Source organism: Marinobacter profundi (assembly GCF_002744715.1).
Lineage (GTDB): Bacteria > Pseudomonadota > Gammaproteobacteria > Pseudomonadales > Oleiphilaceae > Marinobacter > Marinobacter profundi.
In genome coordinates this window covers 307552-321950 of sequence record NZ_KZ319368.1, presented here as the reverse complement: position 1 = coordinate 321950, position 14399 = coordinate 307552, and the positions used below count along the sequence as shown (strand labels likewise).

Below are 14399 nucleotides of genomic sequence, written 5' to 3'. Positions count from 1 at the left end.
AGATCAGGGTAACCCTATCAGGAGGCTGCCAGGGCGCCAATGGATTGCGGGTCCTGACTGTGGTCAGCGGGGGTGCGCCCCAGCCGGATGGCATTCAGCACCACCACCAGTGAGCTCAGCGACATCCCGATGGCGGCCAGCCAGGGCGGGACAAGGCCGGCGGCGGCCAGTGGCAGCGCGCAGAGATTATACCCCACGGCCCAGGTCATGTTCTGGCGGATAACCCGGCGGGTCCGGGTGCTGGTGCGGATCGCCTCTGCCAGTTGCATCAGGTGGCCACTGAGCAAGACAGCATCGGCTTTCATGCGAGTGAGGTCTGCAGCGCCCCCCATGGCAACGGAAATACCGGCTCCGGCCATGGACGGCAGGTCGTTCAGGCCGTCGCCCACCATCATGATCTGGCGGCCTTGCGCCTTGAGCTCTTCCAGCACCGCCAGCTTGTCCTCTGGAGAGGCCTGTCCGATTGCATCGTCAATGCCGAGTTGCGCCGCAACCTGCTCCACATGACCCGAGCGATCACCGCTCAGCAGCAGTGTTTTCAGGCCCATCGCCTGAAGCTCAGCAATGGTTGCGCGGGCATCGTCCCGGGGTTGATCATCAAGAATGAACCGGGCGAGCCACTGCTCGCGGGTAGCGAGCCAGATTTCCATGCCGGAGTGCGGCGGAACCGGCGGCGCCCCGGCGCTGATGTTCGGCTGAACAAAGTCCCGGTGGCCAATGTAGACCTCAGTGTCGTGCCAGCGGCCGGAGAGGCCGCCGCCGAGATGGTTGCGCACATCGTTAACCCGGTTGCCAGCAAAGCCATGGAAAACCCGGGCAATGGGGTGCTCGGAATGGCTTTCCAGGCCCGCGGCAAGCTGCCGGCATTGTTCGGCATCGAGCTCTCCGAGGGGGTCGGTCTGCAGCAGGCTGAGTTCGCCCCGGGTCAGGGTGCCGGTCTTGTCAAACACCACGGTGTCGACGTTACCGAGGGATTCCAGGGTATGGCCCCGGGTAGGCAGAAAGCCAATCCGTCGCAGCCGCATCGTGGCGCTGGTGATGGCCGTCGGTGTTGCCAGCGACAGAGCGCAGGGGCAGGTAACGACCAGCACCGACAGGGTAATGTCAAAAGCATTGTCTGCGCCGGCCAGCCACCAGCCGAACCACACCAGCGGTGACAGGATCAGGATACGGCTGACAAAGACGCCGGCGACCCGGTCGGCCATGCTGGCGACCGGCGGCTTCTCTGCCTGGACCCGATCGAGTATCCGCAGGATTCCGGATAACCGGGTCTGGGATCCGCTATGGCTCACTTCGATCACCAGCGGGCTTTCGCCGTTAACACTGCCTGAATGGACCTTGTCCCCCGGGCCTCGCATCTCCGGCAGGTACTCGCCGGTCAGAGCTGCTTCGTTCAGGGTGGAGTTGCCGGATACGATAAACCCGTCAGCGGGCAGGGTATCGCCCGGCTTGACCTGAATAAGATCACCCGGCGCCAGCTCATGGGCCGCCACCACTTCGGTTTGCTCACCCTTCTGGCGCGTGGCAACGGCTGGCTGAAAGCCCGCCAGAGCGTTGCCGGAGAGGCCGGCACGATAGCGGGCCTGCATTTCGATATAGCGTCCCAGCAGCAGGAAAAAGGTGAACATGCAAACGGACTCAAAGTACACCTCCTGGCCGCCGAACACGGTAACCCAGGCGCTCGCCGTGTAGGCAAGGCCAATGGCTGTGGCAACCGGAACGTCCATGGTCAGGTGCCGGCTACGGAGATCCCGCAGGGCGTTGCGGAAGAAGGGGCGGGCACTGTAGAACACCACCGGTGTGGCCACCATCAGGCTGAACCAGCGAAAGAAACTGATGAATTCGGGTGACAGATCGCTGAGCAGTTCGAAATACATGGGAAACGCCAGCATCATGCTCTGCATCGAGCCGAGACCGGCTACGCACAGGCGAATCAGGGATGAGCGTTTTTCCGCCTTCAGTGCCAGTTCGGCCTCATCGGGCTGGTAGGGGCGGGCACGGTAGCCCAGTTCGTGAACGGCAATGACCAGGTCGCTGAGTTTGGCGGTGTCGGGAGACCACACCAGGCGCCCGCGCTGGGTGCTGTGGTTGACGGTGAAGGAGAGGACACCGGGCTGACGGGCCAGGTGGTTTTCCAGCAGCCAGATACAGGCGGCACAGGTGATGCCTTCGATCAGCAACTGGGCTTCAAGACCACCCTTGACGGGCGCCACAAAGGCTTTTTGGACCAGCGGATGGTCCAGCTCGCGGATCTGGTTCAGCTCGGATGCAGACAACTGCCGCGGCGTCACTGCCGGTTCGGTGCGGAACTGGTAAAAACCGGTAAGCCCTTCCGCATGAATGGTTTCACAGACTGCCTTGCAGCCATGACAACAAAAGTCGCGGGTTGCTCCGTCCACCGCAAGCTGAATGGCTGAGCCGGCCGGAACCGGCTCACCACAATGGTAGCAAGCCAAGGAGGAACTCACCCGCGGCCTTCGGACTCCGTGCCGAGCCTGAGGGCGGTCTCGCTGGGCAGATTGGTCTCACCCTTCAACCGCCACTCGTTGGATGGGCCACGAATATCCAGGTACCAGCGCCCGTCAATCGGTTCGTGCAGGTTGCCGGTGTAATAGCCACCACCGGCGGACTGCAACTGGATGATCCGGTCCTGGGCGGACAGGGTGGGGTGGAACAGGTTCAGTACCAGGTAAGGAAAGTCCGCCTTGCCATCCCGGGTGTCGACCTGGAGGCTGACCTGGCGATCGCTGAACTCAAGTTCGGCGTGCAGGCCAAGATCGGCGGCCTTCTGGTCGCGGGCAATTTCCATGTTGATGCCACGGCCTTCCTTGGAGTAATCATCGGTCACCATGGCGTTTTCGGTGTTCAGCGCCACGGTAATCATGAAGGCACACCAGATGATGGAGGCCATTGGAAAAGCGACCAGAAACCAGAACCACGGTTCACGGAACCAGGGCTTTGCGACGGTATTATCAGTCATAGAACACAATCTCTTGCAAACTTTGGGTCAGGCGGAACCGTTGAATCAGCTGTTTGGACCGACAAACCGGCTTTCGGTTTCAAGAATCAGTGATTCATCGGTGAGCGACTCGATCTTGAACCGGATTTCCGTATTGCTGGTCTCGATGTCTTCCGGATCAACATCCACCACCGCTGGTACCGAGCGGTTCTCGCCACTGGCAACGGTCACTTCGGCCTGGCTGAGCAGACGGATTGAATCCATGCCGGCCACCTGGATGGTGAAAGTCTGCGGTGTTTCCGTCATGTTCGCAATCTTCAGGGTGTACGAGTTTTCCACACGCCCTTCGCCGTTGTAACTGAACAGGGCGCCCCGGTCCCTCAGCACGTCAAGCTGCGCCGGTACCCGTGTCGCGATCGTAAAGATGATGGCGCTGATCATCAGGGCAAGGACGGCACCATAACCGAAGGTGCGGGGACGGAGCAGCTTGGAGGTTTTGCCTTCCAGCTCGTTCTCCGTGGTATAGCGAATCAGTCCCTTCGGATAGTTCATCTTCTCCATGACGTCGTCACAGGCATCAATACACAGGGCGCAACCAATACATTCGTATTGCAGGCCGTCGCGGATGTCGATGCCGGTCGGACAGACCTGAACACACTGCCCGCAGTCAATACAGTCACCCAGGCCCAGTTCGGCAGGGTTGGCGTCCTTCTTGCGGCCGCCGCGTGGCTCGCCCCGATTGGGGTCGTAGGAGACCACACGGGTGTTCGGGTCGAACATGACGGACTGGAAGCGGGCGTAGGGGCACATGTAGAGACACACCTGCTCGCGCATCCAGCCGGCATTGAGGTAGGTGGCAACTGTGAAGAAGGCAACCCAGAAATACGCCCAGCCATTGGCATTCAGGGTAAACAGGTCAACAATCAGCTCGCGGATGGGGTAGAAATAACCCACAAAGGTCAATCCCGTTGCCAGCGCCACCAGCAGCCAGAGCGAGTGCTTGATGGATTTCTTGGCAATCTTGGCGGGCGAATTGGGCGACTTGTCGAGCTTCATCCGCTTGTTGCGGCTACCTTCCACCTTTTCTTCAATCCACATGAAGATGAAAGTCCACACCGTTTGCGGGCAGGTATAGCCGCACCATACCCGTCCGAACAGGGTGGTGATGAAAAACAGGCCAAAGGCACAAATGATCAGCATCCCGGACAGCAGGATAAAGTCCCGGGGATAGAAAGTGGCACCGTAGAGGTGGAATTCCCGCGCAGGCAGGTCGAAATGGATCAGCGGCTGGCCGTCCAGTGTCAGCCAGACGAACAGGAAGTACATGCCCATCAATGCCAGCAGGCTGACATTGCGGATGCGCTGGAAGAGGCCTTTGACTTCCTTGACGTAGATTTTCTTGCGGCTGGCGTAAAGCTCGACGGATCCGGTGTTCTTATTGTTTTTATTGGAGGCGTCAGAGGAAGGGTCAACCTGTTTGACCGGAATCTGACTGCTCATGGGTACCTCCTGATGAAGTAGATTGCTTGCGGGTCAGGGTGGCCCGTAAGCGGGAAGTCTTTTCAAGCCTGGGTCTGCACAGCGCAGGCCCAGGGTTCAAAAGACTGCGACCGGAACCCTGGGATTCCGGTCGGCAAGACTCAGTTCGACAGGCTGTAAACGTACGCCGCCAGAATCTGAATCTGATCGTCACTCAGACGCTCGCCCTGGGCAGGCATCTGGTTCTGACGACCGTTTACTACTGTCTCGCGGATCCACTCGTAGGTAGAGCCGTACAGCCAGACATTGTCGGTCAGGTTGGGCGCACCCATTGCCTGCATGCCGGTGCCGTCGGCGCCGTGGCATGCCACGCAAGCCTGGGCGAACACCTGCTTGCCGGCTTCGGCTGCGGCAGCGTCCTTCTCACGACCGCTGAAGCTGAGGACGTAGTTTACTACCTGGTCTACCTGCTCGTTGGTCATGTTGGGCATGGTGCCTTTGGCCGGCATTGCGCCCTGGCGACCGTTGTGCAGGGTGGCCAGGATGGTGTCCGGATCACCGCCGTACAGCCAGTCGTTGTCGGTCAGGTTGGGGAAGCCAACCGAACCGCGGGCTGCAGAGCCGTGACAGACTGCGCAGTTGTTGGCGAACAGGCGCTGGCCCATCTGCATGGCTTCGTCATTCTGCGCCAGTTCGGCCACCGGAGTGCTGCCGAAGCGGGCGTAGATCTCACCATACTTCTCCTCAGCCTCGGCCACTTCAGCCTCCCACTGGTTGGTGGAAGTCCAGCCCAGCAGGCCTTTCCAGTTACCCAGACCCGGGTACAGGGCCAGGTAACCGAGCGCGAAGATGCAGGTTGCGAGGAACAGGTAGAACCACCACTTGGGAAGCGGGTTGTCGTATTCCTCGATGCCATCAAAGGAATGGCCCATGGTACGGTCGGTTTCAGTATCGGTTGTCTGGCTCTTGCGGGTTGCCCAGAGCAGCCACCAGCAGCCAAACACAGTACCGAGCACGATCACACTGATCCAGATGCTCCAGAAGGTACTCATTGTTTTTTCTCCGTCTTTTCCTGTTCGAGAGTTCGCTTTTCGACTTCATCGTCATCGAAGGGCAGGTGAGCTGCCTCATCGTTGGCCTTCTTGCGGTGGGCGCTGTACGCCCACCAGATGATGCCGAGAAAGGCTGCCATGACCAGAAGGGTATGGAATCCGCGAAACTCGTTAATATCCATCGGGATCACCGCTTGGTTGAAATCACAGTTCCAAGTTGCTGCAGGTAGGCAACCAGGGCTTCGATCTCGAATTTGCCCTGAACCTGCTCTGCCGCACCGGCGATCTGCTCATCCGTGTAGGGCACACCGAGGGTCTGCAGGGTTGTCATCTTGGCTGCAGTGCCCTGGTGGTCTACCTGGTTCTTGAACAGCCAGGGGAAAGCCGGCATGTTGGATTCCGGAACCACGCTGCGGGGATCGTACAGGTGCTGGCGCTGCCAGGCATCGGAGTAACGTCCGCCGACCCGGGCCAGGTCCGGACCGGTGCGCTTGGAGCCCCACAGGAACGGACGGTCGTAAACGAACTCGCCCGCCACGGAGTAGTGGCCGTAACGCTCGGTTTCAGCCCGGAAAGGACGGATCTGCTGGGTATGGCATACGTGACAGCCTTCGCGGATGTAGATGTCCCGGCCTTCCAGTTCCAGTGCCGACAGCGGCTCAAGGCCCTCAATCGGCTCGTTGGTCTGTTTCAGGAAGAATAGCGGGAATACTTCAACCAGGAAGCCGCCACTGATGGTGAAGATGATCAGGATGATCATCAGCCCAAGGTTCTTTTCTACTATTTCATGTCTCATCAGTTCAGTCTCCCGTTACGCCGCCTGGGCTGCCGCGTTGTCCTGTGCCACGGCCTGCTTCTGGCGTACGGTCATGTACACGTTGTAGGCCATTACCAGCATGCCGGTCAGGAAGATGACGCCACCGAGGAAGCGGACGAAGTAGCCGGGGTAGGAGGCTTCAAGGGCTTCCACGAAGCTGTAGGTCAGGGTGCCGTCGTCGTTGACCGCGCGCCACATCAGGCCTTGCATGATGCCGTTAACCCACATCGCAACGATGTACAGAACGGTACCGACCGTGGCCAGCCAGAAATGCACGTTGATCAGGCCGGTGCTGTACATGGCCTTGAGGCCCCACAGCTTGGGAATCAGGTGGTAAACCGCACCGATACTGATCATGGCAACCCAGCCCAGGGCACCGGAGTGCACGTGGCCGATGGTCCAGTCAGTGTTGTGAGACAGCGCGTTCACGGTCTTGATAGACATCATCGGGCCTTCGAAGGTGGACATGCCGTAGAACGACAGGGACACCACCAGGAAGCGCAGGATCGGGTCGGTACGCAGTTTGTGCCACGCGCCGGACAGGGTCATCATGCCGTTGATCATACCGCCCCAGGACGGTGCGAGCAGGATCAGGGACATCACCATGCCGGCACTTTGTGCCCAGTCTGGCAATGCGGAGTAGTGCAGGTGGTGACCACCGGCCCACACGTAGGTGGCGATCAGAGCCCAGAAGTGAACAATGGACAGGCGGTAGGAGTAAACCGGACGCTCTGCCTGCTTGGGAACGAAGTAGTACATCATGCCCAGGAAGCCGGCGGTCAGGAAGAAGCCTACCGCGTTGTGACCCCACCACCACTGCATCATGGCATCGGTCACACCGGCGTATGCCGAGTAGGATTTGAACGCACTGACCGGCAACGCCATGTTGTTACCGATGTGCAGCACCGCAACCGTAATAATGAAGGCGCCGTAGAACCAGTTGGCCACGTAGATGTGTGGCGTGGCACGCTTGGTCACTGTGCCGAAGAACACAATGGCGTAAACCACCCAGACCAGGGCGATCAGGATGTCGATCGGCCACTCCAGCTCGGCATACTCCTTGGTAGAAGTCAGGCCCAGCGGCAGGGTGATCGCGGCGGAGACGATGACCAGCTGCCAGCCCCAGAATGTGAAGGCGGCGAGGCCGTCCGAGAACAGTCGCGCCTGACAGGTGCGCTGAACCACATAGTATGAGGTTGCGAAGAGGGCACTACCACCAAAGCCGAAAATTACCGCGTTGGTATGCAGCGGCCGCAGGCGGCCGAAGTGGGTAAAGGGTAAATCAAGGTTGAGCGACGGCCATACCAGTTGTGCTGCGATCAGCACGCCCAGCGCCATGCCAACAATACCCCATACCACTGTCATGATGGCGAATTGTCTCACCACCTTGTAGTTGTATGTCAGGTTTGGATTTACTGTGCTCATAGCCTTACCAATGGATTTAGAGTGGGGAAATGTGCGGGCGCAAGTATGGAGAAACCATTAGGAGTTTGCAATGACTCAGGTCAACTCCCGGCAGGCTTCAATGTCGCTCAAATCAGCAACATGGCTGACCTTGCTGCCTTGCGTCCGACCGCCTTCGGCACTAGCCTCCGGCATCCGGAGTGAATTGATAATTCGGGTACTAATGATAGTCGCGATTGGAGGTTACGTGAACTCGACTGATGGATACCTGGTGGACACTTCCGCATCCGCCACTGGTCCGCTGCTGTTGCTTGCCCACGGGGCCGGTGCCCCTGCCGACTCGCCGTTCATGGCGGACCTGGCCGCCGCCCTGGTTGAACAGGGCGTTACGGTTATCCGGTTCGAATTCCCTTACATGGCTCGACGTCGGGAGGATGGCCGCAAGCGTCCGCCGGACCGCCAGGACAAGTTGTTGGCGGATTTCCGGGAGCACCTGGAACAGCTGCGCAAAGGGCCCGGACGGGGCCGGCGGATCTTTATCGGCGGCAAGTCCATGGGGGGACGGATGGCCTCCGTGCTGGCCTCCGCCGCCGAGTTCAGCGGCGGTTTCGAGGGCGTGGTCTGTTTCGGGTATCCGTTTCATCCACCGGGAAAGCCGGACCGCTGGCGAGTCGGGCACTTTCCTGAGTTGCAGTGCCCGGTCTGTATCCTTCAGGGCACCCGTGACCCCTTTGGCAAACCGGAAGAAGTGGCTGCTGCCCTGCCGGCGCCGAATCCGGTCACGATACACTGGCTGGAAGGGGGCGATCACGATTTGCTGCCTCCGAAGAGGCAGGCTGCGTCCCAGGCTGACCTGATCCGCGAGGCTGCGCGCCTTGCGGCTGAATTCATGGCAGGCGTCTGAGGGAATCAGGCGGGCTGGCTGCAACCGGCGATTTCCACCCGGTTGCGCCCAGCCGCTTTGGCGCGGTAAAGCGCCTCGTCGGCACGACGGAACAGGTCGCTGGCGGAATCTCCCGGTTGCAGGCAGGTGAGGCCCGCGCTGAGGGTCATGGTCACCGTCTCGCCGCCAGTCGTGCTGACCGGTGTGCCGGCAGTGTCAGCCAGGATATCTTCGATCACCTTGCGGGCACCTTCCGGAGTGGTGTCCGGCAATACCAGGGCAAACTCCTCGCCGCCAAACCGGGCAACGATATCCCGCGGTCGACGTACATGCCGCGTCAGCATATCGGCAATGCGCTGCAGGCACAGGTCACCGAAACTGTGCCCCCAGTTGTCATTGAGGCGTTTGAAGTGGTCGGCATCTACCAGCACCATGGTCAGGGGGCTGCCGGTGCGACGGGATTCCGCACACAAATCGGGCACCATCTGGTCCAGATAGCGGCGGTTTCGCAGACCGGTAAGGGAGTCGTTCAGGCTCAGGTCGGCCAGCTTGCGGTTGGCCTGCTCCAGGTCACGCATGGCGTCCCGAAGCTGGGCGGTGCGCTGGTGAACCTGCAGTTCCAGCTGAATCTTGGCGCTGTGCTCGACTTCGAGCAATTTCTGGTTGAGGACTCGCCAGCGCTGCACCATGGCATAGTTCAGCAGCACCACCTGGCCGCCAATGGCTGCCTGCATCATCACTTCACGGGCGAGGAAGTCAGCCAGGTAGCCAAACGCTGCCAGCGCGAAGATCAGGGTGCCCAGAACCATCAGCGACCAGGCCAGTACATACCATTTGGCGTGTGTGTAACCCTGACGCCAGCGGATCAGTCCGATCACGAACAGGTTGGCGATGACCAGCAGGCTGAAAACGGTATTCAGGGAAATGCTCTGGCTGTAGGGCAGGACGAAGGCGAGCGCCATGATGACGAGGCTGCCCAGTGACTGGAGGCTGAGAGCCCGGGAAGCCAGTCCCTGGCTGGCATCCACCTCCAGGAACGAGCGACCGAACAGGGTCATGGCAAGGACGGACATTCCCATGAAAAACGGCACGGAGGTGTTGGCAAACCGCGGGCTGTCGGGCCAGAAATACTGGTTGGCGAAGCCGCCCATGGCAAACATGAACAGGCCCATGGCAACCAGGTAGAACATGTTGAAGAAGTAGTAGGCGGTGCCCGAGGTGATGAACAGCAGCAGGTTGAGAATGGCGACAATCAGCAAGGCACCGTAGAACAGGCCGTGGGTCAGGGTCAGGTGATTGCTGTCGGCAATCAGGCGGTCCGGGGTGGTCAGTTCCAGCGGCACGTTGAGCGCACCGCTGCTGCGCACCCGCAACAGGATAGTGCTGGCTTCGCCGGCTTCCAGCGTGACGGGGAGCAGGAAATACCGGTAATCTATGCCCCGCGTGAAAAACGGCTGCTGGTCCCCGGTGACGAGGCGGTGGGTTTCGTCCCGACCGGAGGTCCAGAAGGTGACCTCGTCCAGCAGTGCATAGTTGAGTTTGAGGTACCAGAGCCCGGCACGGTCCGACGGGTTATGGACATTGAGCCGGAACCAGTAGGTCGTGTCGCTGTGGGCGAACACCAGATCGTGACCGTTGGCAGACGTCCAGTCGGCACTCGGGGGCAATTGATCCGGGGTTGAAGCCTGCCAGGCAACCTCACCGGGGCGGCCCTTGAGATAGCAGATATGATGCAGCAGTCGGGCGCGATCGTTGGCATCGGTCACCGCAATGGTCGGGCAGCGGGATGCGTCCGCAACGGGGCTGCCGAGTGCAACGCCGGCCAGGCAGGTCATCACGAGCAGCATGACAAAACGCATAAAATACGGCATGGGCGCTTTCCCGGCACGATAAAGGGCAGGAGTGTAGCCTGTGATGGCGTATCATGCTGTTAAACAGTACTAATTCCTGTAACAGGTGATTCATGGAGCAGTTGGTGGCGTTCTGTCGTCCGGGATTCGAGACCGAAGCCGGACGGGAGTTGACCGATGCCGCGGCAGGCGTGGGTATTTATGGTTATTTTGAGCCCTGCGGGAATCGGGGGTTTCTGCTATTCAACCTGCCGGGGCCCGAGCTCCCGCTGGACCTGTTGCAGCGGCTGCCGCTGACGGAGCTGGTCTTTGTTCGTGACTGGTTTGTGGTGGTTTCCGATGTGTCGTTGCCGACTACAGATAGGGTGGGGGCGATCGTCGACAGCCTCCGGCAAGCAGATACCGCTATCCCGAACTGTGCCAGGATCGAGGTCCGTCTGCCGGAAGTTAACGCCGACGCTGACCTCGGCCGGTTTTCCCGGAAATGGGTGGCACCGCTCTCCCGTGCCCTGCGCGGTGCCGGCCTGCTGGATGGGGACCAGGACAAGTGGGCAAAGGCACGGCTTGAGGTGTTGCTGGTGGATTTTGGCCGTGCGCTGGTCGGTTTCAGCCTGACCTCGAACCGCGCCCGTTATGTCAGCGGTATTCCCCGGCTCCGTCTGCCAGCATCGGCACCCAGCCGCTCTGCCCTGAAGCTGGAGGAGGCCTGGAAGGTGTTCCTGCCCGAGGAGACGGCGCTGGATTACTTGGGTGGAGGCAAGAAAGCGGTTGACCTGGGCGCAGCACCCGGTGGCTGGACCTGGCAACTGGTGCGCCAGGGGATGTTGGTGACCGCGGTGGATAATGGTCCGATGAACCCGGAGCTGATGGCGTCGGGGCATGTTGAGCACGTCATGGCGGACGGCTACCAGTGGCGGCCGAAACGGGCAGTGGACTGGATGGTCTGCGACATCGTCGACCAACCAAAGAAAACCGCCCGGCTTGCGGCCGACTGGCTCGGCGGTAAATTGTGCCGATACACCATTTTTAACCTCAAGTTGCCGATGAAAAAGCGCTATGAGGAATGGCTGGCGTGTCGCGAGCTGTTGGTGGAACAGCTTGAGGCAGCGGACATTCGATACCGGTTACGGGCCCGCCACCTCTATCACGACCGGGAAGAGATCACCTGTTTTGTCGAACGTCTGGACTGAGTTTCGCAGTCAGCTCTGATGCAGCACCGTCACGCGCTCGTCCTGGTCCATCATCGGCTGGACCTCCAGCATCAACTCGCGCCGCTCGTCGGAGTTGAACCAGCGGTCCCAGTCGGCTTCGGAGCGCCAGTTTGCAAGCGTGAGGCGGTGATTGGGGTCGTGGGCGTCGACCAGGGTTTCACCGGAAATGAAGCCCGGCGCACTGACAGCCTGCTGGAGGATTTTACGTGACCGTTCCTCGTAGGCGGCTTCCAGAGTTTCGGCAATGTGACGTTCAATAAGCACCCGGATCATAAGTTACCTCGCATCGCAGTCAGGTTTTTTGATTTCTATAAACAATAATTTAGCATGTCGTGAAAAAAATACAGGTGTCGTGACCTGCAATGACTGTCAGGAGAACCAGATTGAATCAGCAAGAATTTGACGCCGAACTGGACGCCCGGGGCTTGTTTTGTCCGGAGCCGGTGATGATGCTGCACAACCGGATGGCGGAGCTGGCTGCAGGGCAGGTGCTGAGGGTCGTGGCGACCGATCCCTCGACCACCCGGGATATCCCCAGGTTCTGCCAGTTTCTCAACCATGAACTGGTTGACCAGCAGGAGGTGGACGCCACGTTTGTGTTCTATATCCGTCGTGGTGAATGAATACTTGCCGGGATCCCCGGCTGCAGTTCAGGAGTCCCGGGCTGCCCTGACTTTGCGGAGGTGGGCGAGGAACTGCCCCCGGTCCATTTCGCCGAGTACTCTCAAGTTGTTGTTTTCACTGCCATCGGAGCGGTAAAAAAGGATGGCCGGTGGGCCAAACAGGCCCAGTTCGTCGAGCAGGGCCTGCTGATCCGGGGTATTTGCGGTCATATCGATCTGCAGCAAGGTAAAGTTGGCCATTTCACGGCTGACCTCGGCGTCACTGAAGACCCGTCGCTCCATGACCTTGCAGGAAATACACCAGTCGGCGTAGAAGTCGAGAATGACGGGTTCATTGCGGCTGGCGGCTGCGGACAGCTGGCGGCGGATCTCCGCCGGTTCGGTTACCCGGAGGAAGCTGGCGTGATTTTCAGCCGCCTGGGTGCCGGCGCTGCCGGTCAGGCTTGCGGTGGTGAACGGTGCCAGTGGCCGCAGTGGATCGTTGGCGCCACTGATGGCGCCGGCAAGCAGGGCGATACCGTAGGCAAACAGCACCAGGCCGCAGCCTTTCCAGGTTCGTTGCCAGCCGGCCTTCGCGGTATCAAATGCCCCCAGCTGGACACCGGTGACGGCTGCCAGCAGGCCCCAGAGCGTTAATGAAATCCACTCGGGAACCAGACGTTCGATCAGCCAGATGGCGACCGCCAGCAACATGACACCGTAGAATGACTTGACGACATTCATCCAGGTGCCGGTCGAAGGAAGCAGTTTGCGGCCGCCGACGGCGACCATGATCAGCGGCAGTCCCATGCCCAGTCCGAGGGCAAACAGCGCAATGCCGCCGACGACCGCATCCTGGGTGGTGCTGATGTATAGCAGGCTGCCGGCCAGCGGGGCAGACACACAGGGCGATACGATCAGTGCGGATACCGCGCCAATGCCGAAAATGCTCAGGACGCGGCTGCCCGTCATGCGGTGGCTGGCGTTATTGAGCGGGTCCCTCAGGGCCCGGGGGAGCTGGATGTCATAGAGGTCGAACATGGCCAGGGCAAACACCACGAACAAGGCCGCGAATACCCCGAGTACCCACGGTGACTGCAGTTGCGCCTGCAGGTTGAAGCTGGCACCCAGCAGACCGGTAATAACGCCGGCCGCGGCGTAGGTCAGTGCCATGCCAAGGACATAGCTCGAAGAGAGCAGCAGGGCGTGACCCGTGCTCTGGGTGTTGCGGCTGGAAACCAGTGAAGAAATAATCGGCACCATGGGCAGGACGCAGGGTGTGAAGGTCAGTCCGAGCCCCAGCAACAGAAAGACGCCGGCAATGATCAGTGTGGACTGGCTGGACAGAAAGCCCGCCAGACCGGTCGCGGAGTTGCTGTCGAAGTCGGCACCTGGTGCCACAGTGGCCGCGGGGCTTGCCGGGCCGATGCTATCGGTGGCCGGAGATGTGCCCGTGGCGGCGGTACCGCCGGGGTAGAACAGGACTTCACGGGTTTGCGGCGGGTAGCACAGACCGGCTTCGGCGCAGCCCTGGTAGGTTACCTCCAGCGTTGCTTCCCGTTGACCCTCGGCGAGAGTGACGGGAACGCGGGCCGAGACCGGCTCGTAGAATACGGTGACTTCGCCAAAGTACTCATCGACGGTGGTTTTGCCCTGCAGGGAAAACGTCATGGCGCCGGTGGTGGCGTCGTCGGTCAGGGCGGTGACCTTGATACGTTCGCGATAAAGGTAATGGCCGGGCGTGGTGTTCCAGGACAGCGTCACGCCCTGATCATCGGTGGTAAAGCTGAACGGCAGGGCTTCATCAACCGGAAGGAAGTCGCTGTCGCCGGTGAGCACGCTCGAAGCAGACCAGTTAAGCCCAAATGCGGGGCTTGTGGCGATCAGGGTGAGCACGAATGCAAAGCCGCTCAGCAGCTTGCGGAATGGCGGTACGCCCCGGATGCAGGGGGTATGGAGGCGAGAGGTTACGGCGTTGTTACTTCCAGTCATGGTTAGGGTCACGTCAATCCGGGTAGTTGAGCGGCGGCAAGTTTGTCAGCTGCATGTAAACTCGGTCAATCCGAGATAACAACCGTGCAGTGGACTCGTCAGCCTGCTGAAAGTTCCCTCTGGTATTGATTGGATTAAAGTCGCACAATA

The 14399-nt window shown here is 60.3% G+C and carries 13 protein-coding genes; 3 read left to right on the top strand and 10 right to left on the bottom strand.

What is annotated here, in order from left to right; genetic code table 11:
* Positions 1 to 17: 17 nt before the first annotated feature.
* From CLH61_RS04445 to ccoN, 7 genes are all read right to left on the bottom strand, one after another.
* On the bottom strand, positions 18 to 2456 hold the full coding sequence (locus tag CLH61_RS04445) for a heavy metal translocating P-type ATPase (protein WP_099613710.1): 2439 nt from the start codon (positions 2454 to 2456) through the stop codon (positions 18 to 20).
* Between the two features lie 8 nt (positions 2457 to 2464).
* Entirely contained in the window at positions 2465 to 2980 is a 516-nt protein-coding gene (locus CLH61_RS04440) for a FixH family protein (protein WP_099613499.1), read from the bottom strand.
* A gap of 45 nt (positions 2981 to 3025) precedes the next feature.
* On the bottom strand, positions 3026 to 4459 hold the full coding sequence (gene ccoG, locus CLH61_RS04435) for a cytochrome c oxidase accessory protein CcoG (RefSeq protein WP_099613498.1): 1434 nt from the start codon (positions 4457 to 4459) through the stop codon (positions 3026 to 3028).
* Between the two features lie 140 nt (positions 4460 to 4599).
* Positions 4600 to 5490 (bottom strand): cytochrome-c oxidase, cbb3-type subunit III, encoded by an 891-nt coding sequence (gene ccoP / locus CLH61_RS04430; protein ID WP_099613497.1) that lies wholly within the window; start codon positions 5488 to 5490, stop codon positions 4600 to 4602.
* Complete coding sequence (locus CLH61_RS04425; protein ID WP_099613496.1) at positions 5487 to 5672, bottom strand: cbb3-type cytochrome oxidase subunit 3; 186 nt, start codon at positions 5670 to 5672, stop codon at positions 5487 to 5489. The genes ccoP and CLH61_RS04425 overlap by 4 nt, the downstream gene beginning before the upstream one ends.
* Positions 5673 to 5677: 5 nt before the next feature.
* Positions 5678 to 6286: a cytochrome-c oxidase, cbb3-type subunit II gene (gene ccoO, locus CLH61_RS04420; protein WP_099613495.1), complete on the bottom strand. Its 609-nt coding sequence runs from the start codon at positions 6284 to 6286 to the stop codon at positions 5678 to 5680.
* Between the two features lie 15 nt (positions 6287 to 6301).
* Positions 6302 to 7732: a cytochrome-c oxidase, cbb3-type subunit I gene (gene ccoN / locus CLH61_RS04415; RefSeq protein ID WP_099613494.1), complete on the bottom strand. Its 1431-nt coding sequence runs from the start codon at positions 7730 to 7732 to the stop codon at positions 6302 to 6304.
* Between the two features lie 226 nt (positions 7733 to 7958).
* On the opposite strand from ccoN, the gene CLH61_RS04410 reads away from it, so the two are divergent.
* Positions 7959 to 8615 (top strand): alpha/beta fold hydrolase, encoded by a 657-nt coding sequence (locus CLH61_RS04410; RefSeq protein ID WP_099613709.1) that lies wholly within the window; start codon positions 7959 to 7961, stop codon positions 8613 to 8615.
* A 5-nt stretch (positions 8616 to 8620) separates the two neighbouring features.
* Here CLH61_RS04410 and CLH61_RS04405 read toward each other — a convergent pair whose 3' ends face one another.
* Complete coding sequence (locus tag CLH61_RS04405; RefSeq protein WP_099613493.1) at positions 8621 to 10465, bottom strand: sensor domain-containing diguanylate cyclase; 1845 nt, start codon at positions 10463 to 10465, stop codon at positions 8621 to 8623.
* Between the two features lie 92 nt (positions 10466 to 10557).
* Between CLH61_RS04405 and rlmM the strand changes: the two genes are divergently transcribed.
* On the top strand, positions 10558 to 11634 hold the full coding sequence (gene rlmM, locus CLH61_RS04400; protein WP_099613492.1) for a 23S rRNA (cytidine(2498)-2'-O)-methyltransferase RlmM: 1077 nt from the start codon (positions 10558 to 10560) through the stop codon (positions 11632 to 11634).
* A gap of 9 nt (positions 11635 to 11643) precedes the next feature.
* Here rlmM and CLH61_RS04395 read toward each other — a convergent pair whose 3' ends face one another.
* Positions 11644 to 11928: an antibiotic biosynthesis monooxygenase family protein gene (locus tag CLH61_RS04395; protein ID WP_099613491.1), complete on the bottom strand. Its 285-nt coding sequence runs from the start codon at positions 11926 to 11928 to the stop codon at positions 11644 to 11646.
* 110 nt (positions 11929 to 12038) lie between these two features.
* Between CLH61_RS04395 and tusA the strand changes: the two genes are divergently transcribed.
* Positions 12039 to 12278 (top strand): sulfurtransferase TusA, encoded by a 240-nt coding sequence (tusA, locus tag CLH61_RS04390; RefSeq protein WP_099613490.1) that lies wholly within the window; start codon positions 12039 to 12041, stop codon positions 12276 to 12278.
* Positions 12279 to 12305: 27 nt separating this feature from the next.
* On the opposite strand, the gene dsbD is transcribed toward tusA, so the two are convergent.
* The gene (gene dsbD / locus CLH61_RS04385) at positions 12306 to 14249 is read right to left on the bottom strand and encodes a protein-disulfide reductase DsbD (RefSeq protein WP_099613489.1); all 1944 of its coding nucleotides are present in this window, start codon (positions 14247 to 14249) and stop codon (positions 12306 to 12308) included.
* Between the last annotated feature and the right edge of the window lie 150 nt (positions 14250 to 14399).